Here is a 21,699-nt window from a genome sequence, read left to right as displayed (position 1 = left end):
ATCCCTGACCATGGATAAGTCAGAGGCAATTGGCCTGGGACTGTTAAAAGCCATGGTGTCTGAACGAGGCGTATTGGCTATGCTGATCGCCTCGCAATCCCTTTCCTTTATTTACACGCTCGCCGACTATGATGACTTCTGGCTGACGCTGGGCCTGGTCAGTTTATTTACCCACGGCAACGCCTTATTGTCTTTGGCACTCATTGCATTGATCAGTGTTTTCAAAGTGTCTAAACCGCAGCAAAACGGTGTGCTTGAGCTGAGCATCGTATTTGTGGTGTTCATTAGTGTGTGTATTGGGCTGAGTATCGGGATCCAGTTCACGCCCTTGTCATCTCATGTACCAATAGACTGGGGACCCGTATTTAGCCACAGTGCCATTTGTTGCTTTGTAGTGGTGATTTTACTGTATTTTATGTCTATCTATATCGACAATGTCAATGCACTGGCACTGGCGGCGCGTGCAGAAATTGATGCCCTCCACGCAAGGATCCGGCCGCACTTTTTGCATAACACCCTTAATACGCTGGCTGAACTGACCCATGAAAATGCCGCAGATGCAGAGCAGGCTGCTTTATTGTTGGCGCGTCTGATGCGGGTGTCGCTTGCCGAAAAGAAATGGCACACCATTGCCGATGAAGTGGCTTTAACCAAAGATTACCTGAGCCTGGAACGCTTTCGCTTTGAGCAAAAACTACAGGTTCAGTGGCAGATAGACGAGGCTTTACTGAGCGTGCCCATTCCGACATTAACACTCCAGCCATTGGTCGAAAATGCGGTATTACACGGCATAGAAAAGCGCGTTCAAGGCGGTACTATTAACATTCAGATTGAGCAAGTGGATGACGTGATTGCGCTGCGCGTTACTAACCCATTGCCTCATTCAGTACATCATTCCAGTGGTAATGGTATTGCCACTAAAAATATCGATAAACGATTGTCTCTGTACTATCAGCGCCGGGCGAGTTTGAGGATTGAGCGAGATAGTGATAAATTCGTAGCTACCATCCTTTTACCTGACACCGGAGCATATGAATTATCTGATTTTGGATGATGAGCCAATCGCCAGACGGCGGTTACGGCGCTTGATGTCGGAGTTTGATCATTTCACGTGTGTGGCAGAAGCGGCCGATGGCGCTGAGGCGTTACAATTATGCGAGCTTAACTCACCGGATTTGGTGTTTCTGGATATTGCCATGCCGGGCATCGATGGACTTGAGGTCGCCGGTCAGCTCAGAGAAAAAATGCCAGAATGTAAAATCGTCTTTGTGACCGCATTTGCCGAGCATGCTTTGCGGGCGTTTGATCTGCTGGCTGAAGGCTACCTGGTTAAACCGATAGATAAAGAACGACTGGTTGCGTTACTCGAGCATATCTATGGTGAACAAATGCAGCGGCTGCAATATCAGGTTGGCCATGATACGCGCTGGGTGGCCGTGTCTGATATCCTGGTTGCCAGAAGTGACGAACGTTATACCCACATCTATTTTAACGGCGGTGAAGCACTCATCGATATTCCTTTAAAAAAACTGATGGCCGCATACCCCCGGCATTTTGTACAAGTACACAGAAATACCTTAGTGAAAAAACAGGCGGTACTGAGCCTGGAGTCTGTTGAGGGCTGTCATCGCGTTCGGCTGGAAGGTTTTGCTGAGCCCATTACCGTGAGTCGCCGTGCTGCGGCCAGCTTTAAATCGCTGTTCTGACCATTAAACCCAGCTGATTGACCGTTGAACCCACGACCGGGTTCATGGTGAAGTGATTCATTATATTATGTAGTGGAGCAAACTGACGTTGAAAAATGATGGCAAACACTGTGTGTATTAACACAAATCGCGGATTTACCCTTTTAGAATCGCTCATCGCGTTTATGGTGCTGAGCTTTGGCTTGCTGGGGGCGGTGGCACTGCAGGCAAAAGCCAAGCAAGCTAGTTTTGACTCGATGCAACGCGCCGCTGCTGTTGCACTGGCCGGCGATATTATGCAGCGGATCCGCAGTAACGACACCCTCAATCTGGGTAACCAGTACCAACAAGTATTTAGCAGCACCGCAACGGTGAACGGTAACAATCGCTGTTTCAGTAACGTTTGTACCAACGCAGAAATTGCAGCGATGGATCTGGAGCAGTGGATCATGGCAATCCAGGCCCGTGAAAATACCGGTTCACTTGACGATACCACAGTGTGCATCACCACGGCTCCGGTGCCGGGCTCTCAGGGGCGGGGTTTTAACGTTACTGTGAGCGTCGCCTGGGCAGGCCGACAGGCCTTTGACATGAATGCGGCCAATGAGGCCATCAATTGTGGTGACAACAATGATTTTCGGCGTGTGGTTAGCATCAACAGCTATATTCTGGTGAGGGATTAAGATGAGACGCTCTGGTTTCACTCTGGTTGAGCTACTGATCTCCATGTTCATTGGGGCACTCCTGCTTGGTGGTGTTGTCACGGCTTATGTCAGTATGAAAGTGACGACTCGCGACACGATGGCCATTGGTGAGCTGCAGGAGGTAGGTCGCCTGACCCTAACTCTGCTTAGGCGCGATATTGAGCAGGTTGGTTTTTGGGGCACATTTTATGACAAAGGACTGACCGCGAACAATTCGAACAGCCCGGCTAATCCAAACAATGACTGCTTTGGTGGCCTTAATAATGGTAGTTTTCCAAATACGGTGCAGACTAACTTTCGCTCTGTTTTTGCAACCCAAACAAGCGGCACCGCACTGACTTGCATCTCCGGCGCCAAAAATAACACTGAAGTATTGCAGCTCAAGTTTCTTGAAGGCCGGCAGATCACAAATGACGACGATGTAGAAAATAACCGCTACTATTTTATTGCGCAGCAGGAGCAGGGCACATTTGTGGCGGGGGAAGCCTACACTGGACTACCAACCAATAACGCCACTTTATGGCCATACAGTCACCATGTTTACTACATCGAAGAACAGCCTATTCGCATCAATAGCCAAACGGTCACAACACCCATTTTAATGCGCAGAAGGTTGACGGTGGCAGGTGGTATGACCAAAGAAGCTGTGATTGAAGGGGTAGAGGACATTCGCTATCTGTTTGGTCTGGATACCAATGGTGACAGCCGGGTAGACACCTACCGTAGTACACAGAATATGACTGCTGGCGACTGGGAGCGCTCGGGTGGTATTTTAACAATCCAGATCATTGCACTGGTGCGGGTATTGGAGTCCGACGCAGGCCTCGAGTTAAAAAGCCAGACGTACACGCTTGGTAATGACCCAGACAGACGCACCTTAACCTTCAACGATAACTATCGACGTACGGTGTTCTCGACCACCATTCAGCTTTATAACATGGGGATCTCAACATGGTAATGGCGCATAAACAGCAGGGTATGGTGTTGATTGTTTCTATGGTGCTTATTGTGGCCGTAATGAGTGTTGCCGTGACCCTGATGAGCAGCAGCACCATAGACATCAAAGTGACCAATGCAGCGCAGGAGCGCGAAGCGGCGGAAGCCCTGTTAATGGGCGAGGTACAGCGGCTCATCGCGCGGGAAAAAGGACTACAAAGTAACAGCGCATTTAACTCGCTCAATGGGCAGTTTGTGGTCGATGGCGCCATGGCCAGTCGAACAATACACAAAGATGATGAGCTGGCACTGGCAAGTTTACAGGAAAACCTCAACAGTGGTGAGTTGCTGCTCGAATGTCCACGAGTTTTTAATTTTACTAACGGATTGAGCTGTGTTGTGACTGAAGTGCAAAGCACTGTGCAATATGGCGACCAGTCGCGACATCAGGTAACCGTAGTAATTGGTATTGCGCAAGAGGTAATGAGTAATCGGGAGAATCAATAATGTGGCATAGAATTCTACTTGCCCTGAGCGCTTTACTGATATTCAGCACCCAGGCCGAAGATATTGAGCTGTTTGTAAAGCATGATATTTCGAATTCAGAAAAGTCGCGGGTATTGGTGGTGTTTGATACCTCTGGCAGTATGGCGTGGGATGTTAAAGATGGTCAGCGCTGTTACGAATATCGCAGCGGGCGGTTTCGAAGCATAGATTGCTTTGATTCATCACAAACCAGTAAGCGCTGTTACAAGGTGCGCAATGGCTGGTATCGGGAGTCAAATTGCGGTGACAGCCGTTTAAAGGTCGCCCAGGACGCCATTACTACGCTGGTCGATGAGAACCCCGACTTTGATATTGGCCTGATGCGTTTGTATTCCAGCTCTGGCGGTTATGTACTAAATGGTTTGGGAGCCAGTCAGACAACTTTGAAAAGTAAAATTGCTAACCTGCCGGCCAGCGGTAATACGCCACTGTCTGAAACCCTGTGGGAGGCATATCTTTATCTGACCGGAAAGAACGTTTTATATGGTCGTGATAAGAGTGACCGTGACCGCAGCATTGAAAGTAATGGGGTTTATATTTCGCCGTTTAAACCGGATCCGCTGGCGCCTAAGCGCTGTGACACTTCTACTAATATTATTCTGATGACTGATGGTGACCCTACCAGTGACTCGGCGCGCAATACAGATATCTATAATAAATATGTGTCTACCTTTGGCACAACGCCGAGCAGAGTGTCTAATAATTATCTGAATTCACTGGCCAAAATAATGAGAGGTACTCCGGAAACTCAGGTTGACCTTTACCCTGATACACCACAGGAGCAAGATTTTGCCCGCACCTATACCATTGGGTTTGGTACTGGAATGTCGAATGCAGGTAAAGCCTTGCTGGAGCAAACTGCGCTGGATGGCGGCGGGGAGTACAAGCATGCTAATACTGCTTCGGAGCTTTCTGAGGCACTGAAAGCTACTATCACGAATATCCGTGAAAAAAGCGACAGCTTTTCGTCGCCCTCGGTGTCAACCAGTAGCTCAGATTTAAGTCGCAGCGGGGATTCAATCTACTACACCATGTTTTACCCTGAAACCCATACCCGTTGGCGCGGCAACCTCAAGAAGCTCAAGGTGAAAGGTTCTGTGATCCACGGTATGGGCAGTAGTAGCCATGCCATTAACGAAGAAGGGACCATCGCTGATAATGTCACGACCTACTGGTCTCAGCCTGGCTCCAAAGATGGCTCTAAGGTGGGAGTCGGTGGGGTGAATTACCAACTGTCCAGGCAAACCACGCGCAAGATTTACTCAGACTATGGCAAAGGCACTCTGATGTCGTTTGACTATGCTACTGCGTTAATCGCAGCGGGTGGAGACTTGGCCAAGCTTAGGACCCTGTTTTCAGTGGACAATGCTGGCGTACTGCCCGATGTGATCAACTGGTCCCGAGGGATTGATGTTAATGATGAAAACAATAACAACTCGACTCAGGATCGGCGTAGTGCGATTTTTGGTGACCCACTGCACTCCAGGCCGGTAACCATTGACTATGGCAATGGCGATCAGCGGGTGATTGTCGGGACCAATGCCGGCTTTTTACACATGTTCAAAGATAATGGTGATACGGTCACCGAAAGCTGGGCGTTTGTACCGGGCTCGTTGTTAGATATTCTTAAGCCACAAATGGATCGTCAGGATGACACTAAACTCTACGGGGTCGATGGTCCGATTACGGTGTACTTCTGGGACAAAAATGATGATGGTAAGGTTGGCAGCGGTGAAAGAGTGTGGCTCATTGTAGGCCTGCGCCGTGGTGGCAATGAGTATTATGGCTTTGATATCACCTCGCCAGATAACCCCAAATTACTTTGGGGTGGACCAATAAAAGGCGGTGTGGCACCTTACAAGCAGTTAGCGCAAACCTGGTCCAAGCCTCAGGTCACCTTTATTAAGGCAAAGACGGATGCTCCGGTGATCATTTTTGGCGGCGGCTATGATACCAATAAAGACAATGCCTTGTTTTCTGAAGACGAAAAGGGCCGCGGAATTTATATCGTTGACATCGAAACTGGTAAACCATTTTGGAGTTTAACCGCTGACAATGGCTTTAAAGGCAAACACAGTATTGCTGCGGACGTCAGCACAGTTGATTCTGATTACGACGGTTATATAGACCGTATTTATGCTACAGACACAGGTGGGGGAGTATGGCGGTTTGACTTGCCCGGCACTAAGCCCAATGATAGTGAAACGCCGTGGACGCATTTTCAGCTGGCCAACCTCAGTGGGGGCACCGATAATAATAAGCGACGCTTTTTCTATCGCCCGGTGGTTGCTCGTACCTATTTTTCTAAGGTCTCAACGAAAACGGTAAATGGTCAGACGATAACCATTCGCCGGGATATCCCCTATGATGGCCTGCTGATTGGCAGTGGTAACCGGGCTAAGCCCACATCCACCTCAGTACAAGACTTTTTGTACATGATTAGGGATGAAAATACCAAAACCCGATCATTTGACCGTGATAGCACACCAGATGTCATTCGTTCGTCGGATTTATTAAACGTCACCAACGATCCGTTTTATGCCCGTCTCGATGATTTTGACCGCTTTGTAGAAAAAGAGGTCGAGTTGGGGGCGGCCAAGGGCTGGAAGTTAAAATTGGGCAATGGTGAGAAGTCTATGGCGGCCGCGACTGTGGTTGCTGGTGTGGCCTACTACACCACCTTTACCCCGGCCAGCGTTGAAGTGAACGAGTGTTCGATCACCGCAGGTAAGGGACAGCTGTATGTTTTGCACCTCAATTATGGCATGCAGATGTTAGATCAGCGTAGTTATCAGACCACCGCCGAAGTGCCAGATACACCCAGAGTGCACTACAGTGAGTATACCGAGGAAGATGGTAGCACTACGATTAAAGCTCAGCTGATAAGCCCGGTAGTCCATCTCGATGATGGCAATTCAAGCGATGTTGTTGATGGTAAAGTAAAGCTGGTTGAACCAGATGCCGCAGAGCCATACCGCAAGCCAAATGGCGATGTTGGTGGTCCAACGGGCTCTAAAGAGGTCGAAATCACAATGCAAACGCGGCTATTGTACATTTACAAAAAAGAAGAGCATGATGAAAAGAACTAAGCACACAGAGCAGGGGTTTACCCTGGTTGAGATGATGATCACCATCGCGATTCTGGGGATTTTAGCCAGTATTGCCTATCCCAGCTATTCGGAATATGTCAGGCGCGCTGCCAGAGCCGAGGCCGCTGCGACCTTGCTGGACGCGGCAAACAAACAAGAGCAGTATTTTGTCGATAACCGCCAATATGCCAGTACACTGGCGGAGTTGGGGTTACCGACGACAACAGAAAATGATTACTTCTCTTTGCAGATAGCGCTGGGTGATGACCTTAACTCCTTTGTGGTCACAGCCACTGCGACCGGTGGGCCGCTGGCAGATGACACAGAGTGTACTACGTTGACCATAAACAACCTGAATATTCGCGGCAGCACGGGCACGCTTGCGGCAGATCGCTGTTGGGGTCGCTAGCTCAAACAGGTGCCTGCCAGATAGCAAATATTCAACAGAGCTGGGGTTACCTAGCTCTTGGTGTTACATGCACTTATTGGTGTCCCTGAGTCGGCTTCGGCCAACCACACTGACTGACAATGCCAGGCCAAGAGGGTCACCTGTGAGGCGTTGTGTGCAGTACACAAAGGTACCATTGCCAAATCCTTTCAACGTGCCGGTATGTTTAAAGGTAATGGCCGTTCTGGGGTAATCCAGCGTGTCTGATGTGCGTATTTCTGAGAGCACCATCAGTTTTACGTCGTTTTTGTCAAAGTATGCCCGCTCGTCACGGTCACTAAAAACGGTGAGCTCCTGATGCCAAAAATTCGTGCAACGACCATTGACCAGCGGGCAAATCGTGACGGGGGTCTGATGCGTTATCGCGTGCAGTCGCGCCAAAGTCAGGTGGCGGTCAAGTAACACCAGAGCTTGTCTGGCACGGTCCAGTTCAGTCATCGAGTGTACCGCTGGTGCAGCCAGTAGTAATAACACGCTAAACAGCGCCATGCAGATAATTAATTCAAGTAGGGTAAACCCACTGAGAGTCCTTGAGGCCATGAGTACGCATCCGTGCATCAGTCATAGTGGTTAGCCTAGTTGTTTGTGTCCGGACTGCAAGACATATGAATAAATATCATTTCAGTGCGATATCGGTATGTTAGGTGATCTTTTCAGACCTCTTTTACGGATGTAAAAATAAGCATAACAGTGAAGGTTAGCGGTTTAGTTACAGGTGAGGGTTGTGTCGCCCCGGTAGAGTGCGGAACCCACAACACTGACCTCCAGCTGCTGGTTGGGAAAGTTTGTAGCAGCAGGGCAGTAAATAAAGCTGCTGGACTGCAGCATCGCGGTGCGGCCGCTAGAATCAAAGCGTAAGCTGGCTGCTGGAAAGGTCAGGCCATCATTGTTAGGGACGCGTTCCATCACGCGCAGCAGGTCGTCGGTGCCTGTGTTGTAAGAGCCATTATTGTCTCTGTCGAGGAAGACTGCAATTCGGTTTGTCTGCCAATTCTCTTGGCAGACAAAGCTGTTGTTAGCTTCAACCAGGGCTGCGGTTGCCGGGCATATAATGATGATCTCATCGGTTGCTGTGGCTTGTGCCCTGGCAAAGGTTACGGTGCGTTTAAGTTCTCTCAGGTAAGCTTCGGCGCGGGTTGAGGTAGTCAGACCGCCGCTGAATGAGAATGCCAATGTGGCCAGTACACCCAAAATAGCAATAGTGATAACCAACTCAAAAAGCGTGAAGCCTGTATTTTTTTTCATGATTACAGCCAAAAACAGGAATAAAGTCTATCTAGTATAGTGCGTCTTTTTGTGTATTTATTCAATTGCTTTGTTTGCCTTGTTTTATGGGATTGTCTAAAATCGACGCATTACCAAAGGGATAAGAATCAACCATGAAAAAGATAGAAGCCATCATTAAACCATTTAAGCTGGATGACGTGCGAGAAGCGTTATCCGACATAGGTATTACCGGTATGACCGTGTGTGAAGTCAAAGGCTTTGGCCGGCAAAAAGGGCACACTGAGCTGTATCGTGGTGCGGAGTATATGGTCGACTTTCTGCCGAAAGTGAAGCTTGATATTGTGCTGGCGGAAGAAGATGTAGACCGGGCTATTGACGTGATTTTGAAAACGGCACAGACCGGCAAAATTGGTGACGGTAAAATCTTTGTCACCGAAGTGGAGCGCGTCGTCCGTATCCGTACCGGTGAGGAAGACGAGGAAGCCATCTAAGTCTAACTTCGTCCAACTTAACTTAAACAAAAACGCCGGGTGCTGTTTGCAATCCGGCGTTTTAGTATTCAGTCTGAATAGGTCGCTTAGCGTTGTTGGTTCAGCTCTTTTGCTTTGCGGGCATTCTCGCTCAACTCATCCAGCCCTAACATGGCATAACTTTTTTCCATCATTTCAAGTGCAGGTACCAGGTAACTGCTCTGAGAAAAATGCTCAACCACGTATTTACCACGGTTTGCGGCAGCCAGGTATGCCTCTCGTTCAAAGTAGTAGTTGGCGACTTTCAGCTCATAACGCGCCATCTTGTTAAGCAGCCATGCCAAGCGCTTTTTGGCCTCCGGGACATACGTACTGTCCGGATAGTTCTTCACAAGCGTTGTCAAATCCTGGAAAGCAACCCGTGTGCGACTCGGGTCGCGGTCTGCGCGATCAATACCAAAGTATTCCTGAAAACCGTTCTCGTCTGCTTTGATATTGATTAGGCCTCGCATGTAATACATATAGTCGAGGTTTTTATGGTTGGGGTTCAGGCGTAAAAAGCGATCTACTGTGGCCAGTGCTTGCTCGGTGTTCCCGGTCTGATAAAAGGCGTAGACCAAGTCCATCTGCACCTGATGAGAATAAGGACCAAACGGGTAACGTGAGTTGATGGCACTGAGTAGTTCGATGGCACGTGCATACAGGCCTGAGTCGAGTGTTTGCTTGGCATCTTCGTACAATGCTTGCACAGATTTATTTGGTACGCGTTCGATTTCTTCTTGTTCTGGGGCGGATGAGCAAGCTGCTAATCCCAATACAGATGCGCTCAGTACGATTGCAAAAGCGCGTTTTCCCAACGTCTTTATCATTTTATTTTACTACCTTCGTTATCAGGCTAGGCCAAGTCGGCAAAACCGAGTAAACTATGCATTTATGCGATTCTAACCCAGTCGAGCATGGCTTGCACTGGTATTTTAGGTAAAGTTACACATGTCTGAGCAAATTTCTCTACAAGCCGATGTGCCAGTGGAACTGGGCGGTAAACGTCTAGACCAGATTTTGGCGCAATTGTTCCCCGATTTTTCACGTTCTCGAATAAAAACCTGGATCCTCGATGAAAAAGTCACCGTCAATGGCGAAATTCTGGCGATCCCTAAGGAAAAACTGCTGGGTGGTGAAGTCGTTGCGGTGGAAACACAAATAGAGGCGGAGCGGGAATACGAAGCGCAAGACATCGCGTTAGACATCGTTTATGAGGACGATGACATCCTGGTGATCAATAAGCCTATGGGTCTGGTGGTGCATCCTGGTGCCGGTAATCCAAATGGGACTGTGCTCAATGCATTGTTGCACCATCACCCGGAGATCATTAATGTCCCGCGTGCTGGCATAGTACACCGTCTTGATAAAGACACCACCGGGCTAATGGTGGTGGCCAAAACCATAGTCGCACAAACCCATTTGGTAAAAAACCTCCAGGCACGTGAAAACTTTACCCGTGAATACGAAGCCATCTGTAATGGCACCATGACAGCAGGTGGCGTGGTAGAAAAGCCTATTGGCCGTCATGCCACTAAACGTACCCACATGGCGATTCATGAAATGGGTAAACCGGCAATTACGCATTACCGGGTTGCGGAAAAGTTTCGCGCACATACACGCCTGCGTTTGCGCCTTGAAACGGGCCGTACGCACCAGATCCGTGTCCACATGGCGTACCTTAAGCACCCGCTAATTGGTGATCAGCTATATGGGGGCCGTCCTTGCCCACCGCGCAATGCATCGCCAGAGTTCCTCGACACTTTGCGTGGCTTTAAGCGCCAGGCGCTGCATGCTGTTAAGCTGCGTATAGCGCACCCGGTGAGCGGCGAAATCATGACCTGGGAAGCGCCTATCCCGGAAGATATGCAAAAACTTACAGCCGCTTTGCGTGAAGATTTTAAGCTCAATCCACAAATAGATTACTAATATGCTGCACCCGGATTGGCCATTGAAGAAGGTTGTCGGCACCTTGTCGACAACCCGTCAGGGGGGCGTTTCAGCGGCCCCTTTCGATGGTTTCAATCTGGCCTGTCATGTTGGAGACAATCCACAAGCCGTTGCACACAACAGAGCACAGTTGCAGGCTCAGGTCCCGGTGCCCATCGTTTGGCTTGAGCAGGTACACGGTAATACCGTGATCCTGGCAGAAGAACAGTACGATATTACTAAGACGCCGCAGGCCGATGCTATTTTTACTCGCTCCCGACAAGTTGCGCTGGCAATTATGACAGCCGACTGTCTGCCTGTGCTTCTGGCCAGTGATGATGGCCAGGAGATAGCCGCAGTACATTGTGGCTGGCGCCCTTTGGCGGCGGATATTCTTGCCAGGACCATTGCACATTTCAGGGCTCCGAGGTCCCGAATACATGCCTGGCTGGGTCCGGCTATAGGCCCTCAGGCTTTTGAAGTGGGCGAAGAAGTACGCGAGCAGTTTGTCGCCCGTCATCAGGCGCACCAGAATGCCTTTAAAGCACAAAAAAATGGGCGCTATCTGGCGGATATTTATGCGCTGGCAACACAGCAATTGAAAGAGCTTGGCGTGCAATTTATCTTCGCACAGGCGCAGTGTACTGTATCCAACCCTGAGCATTTCTTCTCTTATCGTCGCGATGGTCGCTGTGGCCGCATGGCCTCTTTGATTTGGCGCAAATAATTGTCGTCTGCACCTTGATCAAACTCCCTCTGATACCCATTTTATAGGTAACTAAGTTATTTATAAGGTTATTTCGGGTATGCGAATAGATAGATTTACCAGTAAATTTCAAGCAGCGCTGTCTGATGCGCAATCTCTCGCATTGGGGCGTGACCATCAGTTCATTGAACCTGTGCATCTTATGTACGCACTGCTACAACAAAGTGGCTCCAGTGTCCGTGCATTGCTTGCGCAGGCCGGTGTGAGTGCCGATGAGCTTAACACTAAACTTTCTCAGGCCATTGAAAAGCTCTTCAAGGTGGAAGGGGTGGGCGGTGATGTTCAGCTGTCGAATAACCTCATTTCACTGATCAATTTATGTGATAAATATGCTCAAAAGCGCAAAGACAAATACATCTCCAGTGAGTTGTTTGTATTTGCTGCCTGCGAAGACAAGGGCCCGCTGGGTGATATTTTCCGCTCGTTAAATATCACGCAGGACAAAATTGAACAAGCCATTAAGGCCATTCGTGGTGGTCAGAAAGTCGATGACCCCAATGCCGAAGATACCCGCCAGGCGCTGGAAAAATACACCATAGATCTGACCGAGCGAGCCGAGCAGGGCAAGCTGGATCCGGTCATCGGGCGTGACGATGAAATTCGTCGCACGGTGCAGGTTTTGCAACGTCGAACCAAGAACAACCCGGTGCTGATTGGTGAGCCTGGCGTCGGTAAAACGGCTATTGTAGAGGGTTTGGCACAGCGCATCATCAATGGTGAGGTGCCAGAGGGCCTTAAAGATAAGCGGGTGTTGTCGCTGGACCTGGGTGCCCTGGTGGCTGGTGCTAAGTATCGTGGTGAGTTTGAAGAGCGCCTGAAGTCGGTCCTGAATGAGCTGGGCAAAGAAGAAGGCCGGGTGATCCTGTTTATCGATGAGATCCATACCATGGTCGGGGCTGGTAAAACCGACGGCGCCATGGATGCCGGTAATATGCTTAAGCCTGCGCTGGCGCGCGGTGAATTGCACTGCGTGGGTGCCACAACGCTGGATGAGTATCGCCAGTATATTGAAAAAGACGCGGCACTGGAGCGACGCTTCCAGAAAGTTTTTGTCGCTGAGCCCAGTGTGGAAGACACCATTGCGATTTTGCGTGGTTTAAAAGAGCGCTATGAGCTGCATCATTCCGTGGACATTACCGATCCCGCCATTGTTGCCGCGGCTCAGTTGTCGCATCGCTACATTAGTGACAGACAACTACCCGATAAGGCCATTGACCTGATCGACGAAGCGGGTTCATCTATTCGCTTACAAATAGATTCTAAGCCGGAGCAACTGGATAAGCTGGAACGACGTATTATTCAGCTTAAACTGGAGGACAATGCGCTGGCAAAAGAAAAAGATGAAGCCAGCCAGAAACGCCGCAGTGAAATGCAGGCGCTGATCCAGCAGCTTGAAACGGAATACCGTGAGCTCGATGAAGTCTGGAATGCCGAGAAAGCCTCATTGCAGGGGACTCAGGTGATCAAAGCTGAGCTGGAGCAAGCCCGACTTGATCTTGAAGTGGCGCGCCGGGCAAGTGACTTGCAGCGGATGTCGGAGCTGCAATATGGTCGTATTCCTGAATTGGAGCGCAAACTGGATCTGGCTTCTCAGGCCGAAATGCAGGAAATGAGTTTGCTGAAAAACCAGGTTAGCGAAGATGAAATTGCAGAGATTTTGTCGCGCTGGACCGGGATACCGGTGGCGAAAATGCTGCAAGGCGAGCGTGATAAGTTATTGCAGATGGAAGACGAGCTACATAAAAAAGTGATTGGTCAGGATGAAGCCGTGAGTGCGGTGGCCAATGCCATTCGGCGCTCGCGCGCGGGTCTTGCCGATCCTAACCGCCCGATTGGCTCATTCTTATTCCTGGGTCCAACAGGGGTCGGTAAAACCGAGCTGACCAAAGCGCTGGCAGGCTTTATGTTTGACACTGAAGATGCCATGGTGCGAATTGATATGTCTGAGTTTATGGAGAAACACTCCGTAGCACGGCTGGTGGGGGCACCACCGGGGTATGTGGGGTATGAAGAGGGCGGTTATCTGACCGAAGCGGTGCGCCGCCGTCCTTACTCGGTGATCCTGCTCGACGAAGTAGAAAAAGCCCATCCAGATGTGTTTAATATTTTGCTTCAGGTGCTTGACGACGGGCGCCTGACGGATGGTCAGGGCCGTACCGTTGATTTTAAAAATGCGGTGATCATCATGACCTCAAACCTGGGTTCTGATGTGATCCAGGAGCAGGCGGGCAGCAATGATTATGCGACACTGAAACAGCGGGTGATGGACGTACTGGTTACTCAGTTCAGACCGGAATTCATTAACCGGATTGATGAGACAGTGGTGTTCCATCCGCTTATCAACGAGCACATTAAGCAAATCGCCGACATTCAGCTGTCGAAACTGCGCCAGCGTTTGCACGACAAAGGCTTTGGGTTTGAGCTGACCGACGCGGCATTGGATAAGATTGCCGCCAGTGGCTTTGACCCGGTATATGGTGCTCGGCCACTCAAACGCGCGGTACAACATTATATTGAGAACCCGCTGGCTCAGCAGCTCTTACAGGGAGACTTTGATGCTGGTGATGTGATTAAGGTCGATGTCAGCGGCGATGACATCGTTTTTACCCGCTAAATACAGCAATAAAGGGGTAGCACAACGCTGCCCCGCTTCATACCTAAATTCAACGTGCTGAGGTTGGGGCTTTTCTCGTGGTATGTTAAAGTTCCTTATCAGCATTCAAACCCGCATCTTCCATGGAAAAGTACTATCGCCAGTATGGCATTTTTCAATTTGGTGGCAGCTCTGAACTAAAAGAGCAGGCGCTACCGCTGACACCACCTAAGAGCCAACAGGTGTTGATTCAAGTCATTTCAACATCCGTCAACCCCATAGATATGAAAACACGCAGTGGCCTGGGCTATGTTGCCGCAGCTAAATTGCCCGACGCTTTTTTGCCACTGGGTTACGATGTGCTTGGCAAAATTGTGCAAACCGGCGATGGTGTCACGCGCTTACGAGCGGGCGATACTGTAATTGGCATGGTTGGCTTTGCTGCGCACCCAGGTTGTTATGCAACCCATGTCTATGCCGACGCCGACGAGTTAATCAAGGTTAATGAGAAAGCGGATATGAGTTTATCCGGTCTGTGTCTGGCGGGGTTAACTGCCTGGCAGGCGCTGGCTGACTTTGAGCCTGATAAACGACCTGTGTACGTTAATGCTGCAACTGGTGGAGTTGGTCACTTAGCGCTGCAAATAGCCCGGTTACGTGGCTTTGAGGTTATCCCGGTAAGCCGTCGGACTGAGCATGAATTGTTCAAGACACTGAAGATCCAGGCGATGACTCCAACGGACTATTTGGCAAAGCCGCGAGACGGGATCCTGATCGATCTGGTGGGTGGAGCACTTGGTGAGCAGATGACAAGAAACCTGCTGCCAGGTTCAGACTTAGTGACAATTCCAACGGTGACCAAAGAGCAGATATTAGCGGTTGCTCATGAGCAACAGGTTCGCGGACGCGGTCTGTTGGTTGAAGCAAACCAGACGCAACTGACCCAATTATATGAAGCGTTTCAGAGCGGACAATTAAAAGTGGTCGTCAGTCAGCAATTTGAATTAAGCGATATTCAGCGGGCACATGAGTATCTTGAACAGGGCACTCATTGTGGCAAAGTGATCATTACCGCTTGAGTATTCGTAATTTGCCCCAATTGACAGTAGCATTGTGTACTACTGAGCACCGGGCCTCGAGGTATTAGTTTTTGAAACAATTAAATTTACAAGGCAAGTTACAAGCGCTTGCAACACCGGCACATCTCAATGCTCTGCGTGGCATTAAACGCGGGATAGAGCGCGAAGCGCTGAGGATTAAGCCATCCGGAGAGATTGCCAAAACGCCCCATCCACAGGGCGCGGGTCATGCATTGACCCATGGTGCGATCACCACTGATTTTTCTGAATCGTTACTGGAATTTATCACCCCGGTGAGTGAGTCTCCACAGGAGACGCTTGCGCAGCTGAGCGATTTACAGAAGTACACCCTGAGCCATATGGGCGATGAACTTTTGTGGCCAATGAGTATGCCATGCTACATACAGCACGAAGACGATATTGTGCTGGCCCAGTTTGGTGATTCTAATATAGGTCGGATGAAAACCCTGTATAGGGAAGGCCTGAAAAACCGTTACGGCAGTATGATGCAGGCTATTGCTGGCGTGCACTTCAATATCTCATTCCCGGATACCTTGTGGCAAAGCCTGCAAGTGCTTGAACAGGATACGCGCCCGTTGCAGGACTTTATTTCTGCACAATATCTTGGGCTTATCCGTAACTTCAAGCGTGAGCTGTGGTTGATAAGCTACCTGTTTGGCGCATCGCCGGCTTTGTGCAGCTCCTTTTTACAGGGCAAAAATAGTCAGCTTCCTTTTAAAAAGCTGGGTAAAGGCACCCTCTATCTGGAATACGGTACCGCGCTGCGGTTGGGAGATTTGGGCTACACAAACAGTGCCCAGTCATCGTTGAAGGTGACATATAACAGCCTGGATGAATATATTACGGGATTGCAAAATGCCATCCGCTGTCGCTCGGATCTGTATCACCATATTCCGGACTATCAGCATGAGACACCCAAGCAGCTCAACAAGAATATCCTGCAGATCGAAAACGAATTCTATTCTCCGATCCGACCAAAGCGCAATGGACGCTCCGGTGAGACGCCCACTCAGGCATTGAGTCGGGGCGGAATTGAATATGTTGAGATCCGGGCGCTGGACGTTAACCCTTTCAGTGAAACCGGCATTGATCTGGAGCAGATCCTATTTTTGGACGTCTTCCTCAGTTATTGTTTATTGAAAGATGCTCCTGAGCTGAGCTGGGAGGAGCAAAAAACCTGCGATGCCAATTTGCAGCAGGTAATTAACGAGGGGCGCAACCCGCAGGTCATGTTACAGCGTGGCGCTGAGGCGTGTTCATTACAGCAATGGGGCCTGGACATCTTTGCCCAGCTTGAAAGCGTTGCAAAGTTAATGGACGAGGCACAGGGTACACAGTGTTACGCTGAGGTGATTGAAAAGCTCAAAGCCTGGGTGACCCAGCCAGAGCTGACCATCTCTGGACGTATTGTTACACAACTTACCCGCGAGGGTAAGGACAGTGGCGAGCTGGCTTTATCACTGGCGGCGCGCTATAAGCAGCATCATGCGACTACCCAGTATCAAGCCTATGAAGCTGAAACGCTGGATACCATGCGTGCACAGTCATTTACGGATGAGCAAGGTGTGGTGGCAGCAGATAGCGCCTCTTTTAGCGAGTTCTTGCGGGACTATTTTTCACGGGCATAAAAAAACGCAGCCGAGAGGCTGCGTAAATAAATTTCAGGGATGAAACAATGCTAAACTGCTGCATTCAGAAAGTAGGACCGGCACAATTTAAAAAAGTTCAACGAGTTCATAAAAAAATGAGAAAAAAAATAATTTTATTACCTTTGTTGGCTGCGCTCACCGGTTGTGCCACGGCACCTCCGAAGCAACCTAATGATATTTGTAAGATTTTTGAAGAAAAGGACGACTGGTACTTTGATGCAAAAGACGCACAAGAAAAATGGGGATCGCCCAAACATGTGCTGATGAGCATGATGTATCAGGAAAGCTCATTCAGGCACGATGCCGCACCACCGATGGAATATTTTTTATGGATTATTCCCATTGGTCGTGCCAGCAGTGCATACGGCTACTCACAGGCCAAAACCCCGACCTGGAGCGATTATATTCGTGAGACGGGCAATTCAGGAGCTGACAGAGACGACTTTGAAGACGCCATCGATTTCATGGGGTGGTTTGTGTATAAAACACATAAAATCAATGGCGTTTCAAAATGGGATGCCTATGCGCAATACCTGAATTACCACGAAGGCTGGGGTGGCTATCGCCGGGGCACCTATAAAAAGAAAAAGTGGCTGATGAAAGTGGCCAACAAGGTGAAGCACAGGGCATCTCGTTATGGTGCGCAGCTTAAACGCTGTGAAGCGGATCTGGACAAGAACTGGTTCGAGCGTTTGTTCTCTTGATAAGCAAACTGGTATAAAAAAGCCGCGATAGCGGCTTTTTTTATTAGTGAGGTTTGACAGACTTCTTTTTCTTGTGCGGGTAAACCTTCACCACTTTGATCATATTTTCCTTGATTTCGACCACTTCCATCGGGTAGCCCGCTATCTTCAGGCCCAGCTGGGTCTGCGGAATATCCTCAAGATGCTCAACAATCAGACCACTCAGGGTCTTAGGCCCTTCTGTAGGCAGGTGCCAGCGCATCTCTTTATTGAGGTCGCGCACGTTGGCACCACCGTCAACCATCACAGAGCCGTCGTTTTGGACGTCCACTTCATCGCTCGGGGCAGGCGTTTTAGTCGTGGTAAAGTCACCTACTACCTCTTCGAGAATGTCTTCCAGCGTCACCAGACCCTGAATGTCACCATATTCATCTACTACTAAGCCGATACGCTCTTTGTTCTGCTGAAACTTCAGTAGCTGAGTATTGAGCGAGGTGCTCTCCGGAATATAGTAAATCTCGCGTACCGCACGCAGCAGTGAGGGCTTATCAAACTGCTCTTTGGTCAGCAGACGTAAGGCATCGCGCGAGTGGATAAAACCGACGGCATCATCAATCTGATCCCGATACAGTAGTACCCGGGTGTGCTGTGCATTGGTCAGCTGCTTGGAAATGTCTTTCCAGTCATCATTAATGTCGATGGCATTGATCTCATTGCGCGGGATCATAATGTCTTCAACCGTCACATGATCTAAATCCAGGATGGAGGTCATCATATCCTGGTGATTGGTTGGCAACATGGCACCGGATTCATTCAGGACTGTTTTAAGTTCTTCTTTACTCAGACTGTGTTCTTCGATTTGCTCTGGTGAAACCCCAATTAGCTTTAACATGCCGTTGGTGATCCAGTTAACCGTGACAACCACAGGGAAGAGTATTTTTAACAGCAGCTTAAGAATCACAGAGCTGGGAAACGCGATTTTTTCCGGGTACAGTGCCGCCAGTGTTTTGGGTGTCACCTCAGCGAAGATCAAAATGACCAGCGTCAGTGCAAAGGTGGCAACCACGATACCGGCATCGCCCAGCAGGCGCATACCCAAGACAGTGGCAACCGCAGAGGCTGCAATGTTAACCAGGTTATTACCGATGAGGATCAGACCAATTAAGCGGTCTGGGCGCTTCAGAAGTTCGTCTACGCGTTGTGCCGACTTGTGTTTTTCTTTGACCAAGTGACGCAATCGGTAGCGATTGATAGACATGATCCCGGTTTCCGAACTGGAAAAATAACCCGAGAGCAGAACAAGCACGCCAAGAATAATAAACAAGGCGCTGGTTGATATGTCGTCCAACAGAGGATCCCTTTTTTGCTTACGAAGGAGTATTAAGCGTTAGCCAGAATTCAGAGTCAAGTCAAAAACCGTGAACTTAAGCTAAAACTTAGATTAAAACTTACCTAAGATCACTTCTTGAACAAAGCGACTACCAAAATAGGCCAAGGTAACGATACCTGACGCACCTAACACTGCAAATACCACAGACTTGCCCCGCCAGCCGAACTGGTGGTGGCCAATGGTGACGGCACTGAACATACACCAGGCAACCAGTGACAACACGGTTTTGTGCAAAAACTCTTTGGCAAACATGCCCTCGAGAAACACAAAGCCAGAGAGCAGTGCCAGAGTTAACAGGCCTGTACCGACAGTCAATAGCTGATAGAGCTGTGATTCAACCTGCATCAATGGCGGCAGATGGCTGTGCATGATGGCCAGGTCTTTTTCTTTCAGGCGGCGGTCAATGAAGTAAAACTGTACCGCATAAAGTGTGGCGATGATCAGCACGCAGTAAGCCAGCAAAGACAAAGAAATATGCACGACCAAGCCAATGTCCACGTCCAGTGATTTCATCACGATATGATGTGGCACGAACAAGCTGGCAACCAACAGCAGCGCAGCGAACCCGTAGACAACGGGTAATAGCAGCGTGGCCGGAAACTTCAGGGAAACCGTTGTCACCGACACCACAATGACCCAGCAGGTAAGCAGTGCCACATTAATGGTACTGAGGTCCTGCCCATCTTGCGTAAACACGGAGTTTACCAGCACCAGCATATGGCTAAGTATCGCCACCGTACTGAAAATAATGGTCAGCTTTTGGCTGGGGCCTTCCTTATGGAATAGGCGCGACAATACATGCCCGGTGGCAAGTACATAAAACAGACTGGCAAACAAAGATAAACTGATGATCAACATGAGTGGCTTTCTACTTACATGCTCCTTTTGTAGGCTATTGTATTTTAAGCACGGGTTCTTGCATAGGGGCAGGGAAAAAGTTTCTTAACTGACTTGAATACTGTATTAGTGACGCGCATATCAGTATAATGCTGTGCAATTACGACATACTGGAAGCGATAAATGTTTGAGAACCTCCAAGAACGCTTAGGAAAAACGCTTAAAAACATCAGCGGCCGCGGCCGACTCACCGAAGACAATATTAAAGAAACGCTCCGTGAAGTGCGTATGGCACTGCTCGAAGCGGACGTGGCATTGCCCGTCGTCAGAGACTTTGTAAAACAGGTTAAAGAGCGTGCAGTGGGTGTTGAAGTGACTAAGAGCCTGAGTCCAGGCCAGGTTTTCATCAAGATCGTACGTGAAGAACTCGAAAAAGCCATGGGGGAGGCCAATGAAGAGCTGAACCTGGCAGCGCAACCGCCAGCGGTTGTAATGATGGCGGGTCTGCAAGGTGCGGGTAAAACCACCAGTGTGGGTAAGCTGGCTAAGTTCTTAAAAGAGCGAAAGAAAAAATCTGTGCTGGTGGTCAGTGCCGACGTATACCGTCCGGCGGCTATCAAACAGCTAGAAACGTTGGCGACAGAAGTAGACGTTGAGTTCTTCCCCAGTGATATTTCGCAAAAGCCGGTGGACATTGCTACCAATGCCATATCACACGCGAAGAAAAAGTTCATCGATGTAGTGCTGGTGGATACCGCAGGCCGTTTGCACGTTGATAACGAGATGATGGGCGAGATCAAAGATCTCCATGCGGCCATCTCACCGATTGAAACCCTGTTTGTGGTTGACTCTATGACAGGTCAGGATGCTGCGAATACCGCGAAAGCATTCGACGAAGCGCTGCCGTTGACCGGTGTGATCCTGACCAAAACAGATGGTGATGCCCGTGGTGGTGCGGCCTTGTCTATTCGTCATATCACAGGTAAACCCATTAAGTTCATCGGTGTGGGCGAGCGTACTGATGCACTGGAGCCATTCCACCCGGATCGTGTTGCGTCACGTATTCTCGGCATGGGTGACGTGCTGTCATTGATCGAAGAGGTGGAGTCTAAGGTTGATAAAGACAAAGCGGCTAAAGTGGCCGAGAAAGTCTTTAAAGGCGATGGCTTCACGCTGGAAGACTTTGCTGAACAACTACGCCAGATGAAAAACATGGGCGGTATGATGTCCATGTTGGATAAATTGCCTGGTATGTCAAATCTGCCGGATGCCGTTAAAGGTCAGGTGAATGATAAGACATTTAACCAGATGGAAGCGATCATTAACTCCATGACACCACACGAGCGCGCGCGTCCGGAAGTGATCAAAGGATCACGTAAGAAGCGGATTGCAGCCGGTTCAGGTACTCAGGTTCAGGATATCAATAAGCTGCTTAAACAGTTTACCCAGATGCAAAAAATGATGAAAAAGATGAAGGGTAAGGGCGGCATGATGAAAATGATGAAGAACATGAAAGGCATGATGCCGCCGGGTATGTTCGGTGGTGGCGGTCCGAAGTTTTAATCGTTAGCGAAAAACCCGAATCTTCCATTCGGGTTTTTTATAAAC

20 protein-coding genes are annotated in these 21,699 nt (G+C 49.3%); 15 read left to right on the top strand and 5 right to left on the bottom strand.

Going from position 1 to position 21,699, the window contains the following annotated elements; translation table 11 throughout:
- The first annotated feature begins 10 nt into the window (after positions 1-10).
- The 7 genes from C3B51_RS00865 (at position 11) to C3B51_RS00835 (ending at position 7,369) form a co-directional block, all read left to right on the top strand.
- A complete protein-coding gene (locus C3B51_RS00865; protein ID WP_125716284.1) occupies positions 11-1,054 on the top strand; it encodes a sensor histidine kinase in 1,044 nt (347 codons plus the stop codon).
- Positions 1,032-1,706 carry a LytR/AlgR family response regulator transcription factor gene (locus C3B51_RS00860; protein WP_125716285.1) on the top strand — a complete coding sequence of 225 codons (675 nt, stop codon included), beginning with the start codon at positions 1,032-1,034 and terminating at the stop codon, positions 1,704-1,706. Before C3B51_RS00865 ends, C3B51_RS00860 begins: the two co-directional genes overlap by 23 nt.
- Positions 1,707-1,801: 95 nt before the next feature.
- Positions 1,802-2,368: a type IV pilus modification protein PilV gene (gene pilV, locus C3B51_RS00855; protein WP_125716286.1), complete on the top strand. Its 567-nt coding sequence runs from the start codon at positions 1,802-1,804 to the stop codon at positions 2,366-2,368.
- 1 nt (position 2,369) lies between these two features.
- A complete protein-coding gene (locus C3B51_RS00850; RefSeq protein ID WP_130243858.1) occupies positions 2,370-3,347 on the top strand; it encodes a PilW family protein in 978 nt (325 codons plus the stop codon).
- A complete protein-coding gene (locus C3B51_RS00845; RefSeq protein ID WP_206074680.1) occupies positions 3,341-3,832 on the top strand; it encodes a pilus assembly protein PilX in 492 nt (163 codons plus the stop codon). The genes C3B51_RS00850 and C3B51_RS00845 overlap by 7 nt, the downstream gene beginning before the upstream one ends.
- On the top strand, positions 3,832-6,960 hold the full coding sequence (locus C3B51_RS00840; RefSeq protein ID WP_125716289.1) for a pilus assembly protein: 3,129 nt from the start codon (positions 3,832-3,834) through the stop codon (positions 6,958-6,960). Before C3B51_RS00845 ends, C3B51_RS00840 begins: the two co-directional genes overlap by 1 nt.
- Complete coding sequence (locus tag C3B51_RS00835) at positions 6,947-7,369, top strand: type IV pilin protein (protein WP_130243909.1); 423 nt, start codon at positions 6,947-6,949, stop codon at positions 7,367-7,369. The genes C3B51_RS00840 and C3B51_RS00835 overlap by 14 nt, the downstream gene beginning before the upstream one ends.
- Before the next feature lie 63 nt (positions 7,370-7,432).
- Here C3B51_RS00835 and C3B51_RS00830 read toward each other — a convergent pair whose 3' ends face one another.
- Together C3B51_RS00830 and C3B51_RS00825 are read right to left on the bottom strand one after the other, a co-directional pair.
- Entirely contained in the window at positions 7,433-7,948 is a 516-nt protein-coding gene (locus C3B51_RS00830; protein WP_164519166.1) for a GspH/FimT family pseudopilin, read from the bottom strand.
- A 165-nt stretch (positions 7,949-8,113) separates the two neighbouring features.
- Entirely contained in the window at positions 8,114-8,653 is a 540-nt protein-coding gene (locus C3B51_RS00825; protein WP_130243857.1) for a GspH/FimT family pseudopilin, read from the bottom strand.
- Positions 8,654-8,787: 134 nt separating this feature from the next.
- On the opposite strand from C3B51_RS00825, the gene glnB reads away from it, so the two are divergent.
- Positions 8,788-9,126: a nitrogen regulatory protein P-II gene (gene glnB / locus C3B51_RS00820; RefSeq protein ID WP_010382451.1), complete on the top strand. Its 339-nt coding sequence runs from the start codon at positions 8,788-8,790 to the stop codon at positions 9,124-9,126.
- A gap of 86 nt (positions 9,127-9,212) precedes the next feature.
- Here the strand turns inward: glnB and C3B51_RS00815 are convergent, their stop codons facing one another.
- A complete protein-coding gene (locus C3B51_RS00815) occupies positions 9,213-9,974 on the bottom strand; it encodes an outer membrane protein assembly factor BamD (protein ID WP_046006671.1) in 762 nt (253 codons plus the stop codon).
- 121 nt (positions 9,975-10,095) lie between these two features.
- On the opposite strand from C3B51_RS00815, the gene rluD reads away from it, so the two are divergent.
- The 6 genes from rluD (at position 10,096) to C3B51_RS00785 (ending at position 17,885) form a co-directional block, all read left to right on the top strand.
- Entirely contained in the window at positions 10,096-11,073 is a 978-nt protein-coding gene (gene rluD, locus C3B51_RS00810) for a 23S rRNA pseudouridine(1911/1915/1917) synthase RluD (RefSeq protein WP_130243856.1), read from the top strand.
- A gap of 1 nt (position 11,074) precedes the next feature.
- Complete coding sequence (pgeF, locus tag C3B51_RS00805) at positions 11,075-11,800, top strand: peptidoglycan editing factor PgeF (RefSeq protein WP_125716293.1); 726 nt, start codon at positions 11,075-11,077, stop codon at positions 11,798-11,800.
- A 79-nt stretch (positions 11,801-11,879) separates the two neighbouring features.
- On the top strand, positions 11,880-14,453 hold the full coding sequence (gene clpB, locus C3B51_RS00800; RefSeq protein ID WP_130243855.1) for an ATP-dependent chaperone ClpB: 2,574 nt from the start codon (positions 11,880-11,882) through the stop codon (positions 14,451-14,453).
- Between the two features lie 122 nt (positions 14,454-14,575).
- Entirely contained in the window at positions 14,576-15,511 is a 936-nt protein-coding gene (locus C3B51_RS00795; protein ID WP_130243854.1) for an NADP-dependent oxidoreductase, read from the top strand.
- A 71-nt stretch (positions 15,512-15,582) separates the two neighbouring features.
- Positions 15,583-17,160, top strand: a complete 1,578-nt coding sequence (gshA, locus tag C3B51_RS00790; protein WP_130243853.1) for a glutamate--cysteine ligase — start codon at positions 15,583-15,585, stop codon at positions 17,158-17,160.
- Between the two features lie 116 nt (positions 17,161-17,276).
- Positions 17,277-17,885 carry a hypothetical protein gene (locus C3B51_RS00785; RefSeq protein ID WP_125716297.1) on the top strand — a complete coding sequence of 203 codons (609 nt, stop codon included), beginning with the start codon at positions 17,277-17,279 and terminating at the stop codon, positions 17,883-17,885.
- Between the two features lie 43 nt (positions 17,886-17,928).
- Here C3B51_RS00785 and C3B51_RS00780 read toward each other — a convergent pair whose 3' ends face one another.
- Entirely contained in the window at positions 17,929-19,212 is a 1,284-nt protein-coding gene (locus C3B51_RS00780) for an HlyC/CorC family transporter (protein WP_125716298.1), read from the bottom strand.
- 93 nt (positions 19,213-19,305) lie between these two features.
- Positions 19,306-20,112, bottom strand: a complete 807-nt coding sequence (locus tag C3B51_RS00775; RefSeq protein WP_125716299.1) for a cytochrome C assembly family protein — start codon at positions 20,110-20,112, stop codon at positions 19,306-19,308.
- Positions 20,113-20,274: 162 nt separating this feature from the next.
- Here C3B51_RS00775 and ffh point away from each other — a divergent pair, with 162 nt between their 5' ends.
- Positions 20,275-21,654 (top strand): signal recognition particle protein, encoded by a 1,380-nt coding sequence (ffh, locus tag C3B51_RS00770; protein ID WP_046006663.1) that lies wholly within the window; start codon positions 20,275-20,277, stop codon positions 21,652-21,654.
- Positions 21,655-21,699 lie beyond the last annotated feature (45 nt).

This window comes from Pseudoalteromonas rubra (assembly GCF_004212645.1).
GTDB lineage: Bacteria > Pseudomonadota > Gammaproteobacteria > Enterobacterales > Alteromonadaceae > Pseudoalteromonas > Pseudoalteromonas rubra_G.
This window is presented reverse-complemented; position numbering and strand designations above follow the sequence as displayed.

Bases quoted from the DNA above. Each gene is read 5' to 3' on its own strand.
- C3B51_RS00845 (WP_206074680.1), top strand. From the start codon at position 3,341: ATGGTAATGGCGCATAAACAGCAGGGTATGGTGTTGATTGTTTCTATG.
- C3B51_RS00865 (WP_125716284.1), top strand. From the start codon at position 11: ATGGATAAGTCAGAGGCAATTGGCCTGGGACTGTTAAAAGCCATGGTG.
- C3B51_RS00850 (WP_130243858.1), top strand. From the start codon at position 2,370: ATGAGACGCTCTGGTTTCACTCTGGTTGAGCTACTGATCTCCATGTTC.
- pgeF (WP_125716293.1), top strand. From the start codon at position 11,075: ATGCTGCACCCGGATTGGCCATTGAAGAAGGTTGTCGGCACCTTGTCG.
- C3B51_RS00775 (WP_125716299.1), bottom strand. From the start codon at position 20,112: ATGTTGATCATCAGTTTATCTTTGTTTGCCAGTCTGTTTTATGTACTT.
- C3B51_RS00835 (WP_130243909.1), top strand. From the start codon at position 6,947: ATGAAAAGAACTAAGCACACAGAGCAGGGGTTTACCCTGGTTGAGATG.
- rluD (WP_130243856.1), top strand. From the start codon at position 10,096: ATGTCTGAGCAAATTTCTCTACAAGCCGATGTGCCAGTGGAACTGGGC.
- clpB (WP_130243855.1), top strand. From the start codon at position 11,880: ATGCGAATAGATAGATTTACCAGTAAATTTCAAGCAGCGCTGTCTGAT.
- C3B51_RS00815 (WP_046006671.1), bottom strand. From the start codon at position 9,974: ATGATAAAGACGTTGGGAAAACGCGCTTTTGCAATCGTACTGAGCGCA.
- ffh (WP_046006663.1), top strand. From the start codon at position 20,275: ATGTTTGAGAACCTCCAAGAACGCTTAGGAAAAACGCTTAAAAACATC.
- C3B51_RS00860 (WP_125716285.1), top strand. From the start codon at position 1,032: ATGAATTATCTGATTTTGGATGATGAGCCAATCGCCAGACGGCGGTTA.
- glnB (WP_010382451.1), top strand. From the start codon at position 8,788: ATGAAAAAGATAGAAGCCATCATTAAACCATTTAAGCTGGATGACGTG.
- C3B51_RS00795 (WP_130243854.1), top strand. From the start codon at position 14,576: ATGGAAAAGTACTATCGCCAGTATGGCATTTTTCAATTTGGTGGCAGC.
- C3B51_RS00825 (WP_130243857.1), bottom strand. From the start codon at position 8,653: ATGAAAAAAAATACAGGCTTCACGCTTTTTGAGTTGGTTATCACTATT.
- C3B51_RS00830 (WP_164519166.1), bottom strand. From the start codon at position 7,948: ATGGCCTCAAGGACTCTCAGTGGGTTTACCCTACTTGAATTAATTATC.
- C3B51_RS00785 (WP_125716297.1), top strand. From the start codon at position 17,277: ATGAGAAAAAAAATAATTTTATTACCTTTGTTGGCTGCGCTCACCGGT.
- C3B51_RS00840 (WP_125716289.1), top strand. From the start codon at position 3,832: ATGTGGCATAGAATTCTACTTGCCCTGAGCGCTTTACTGATATTCAGC.
- pilV (WP_125716286.1), top strand. From the start codon at position 1,802: ATGATGGCAAACACTGTGTGTATTAACACAAATCGCGGATTTACCCTT.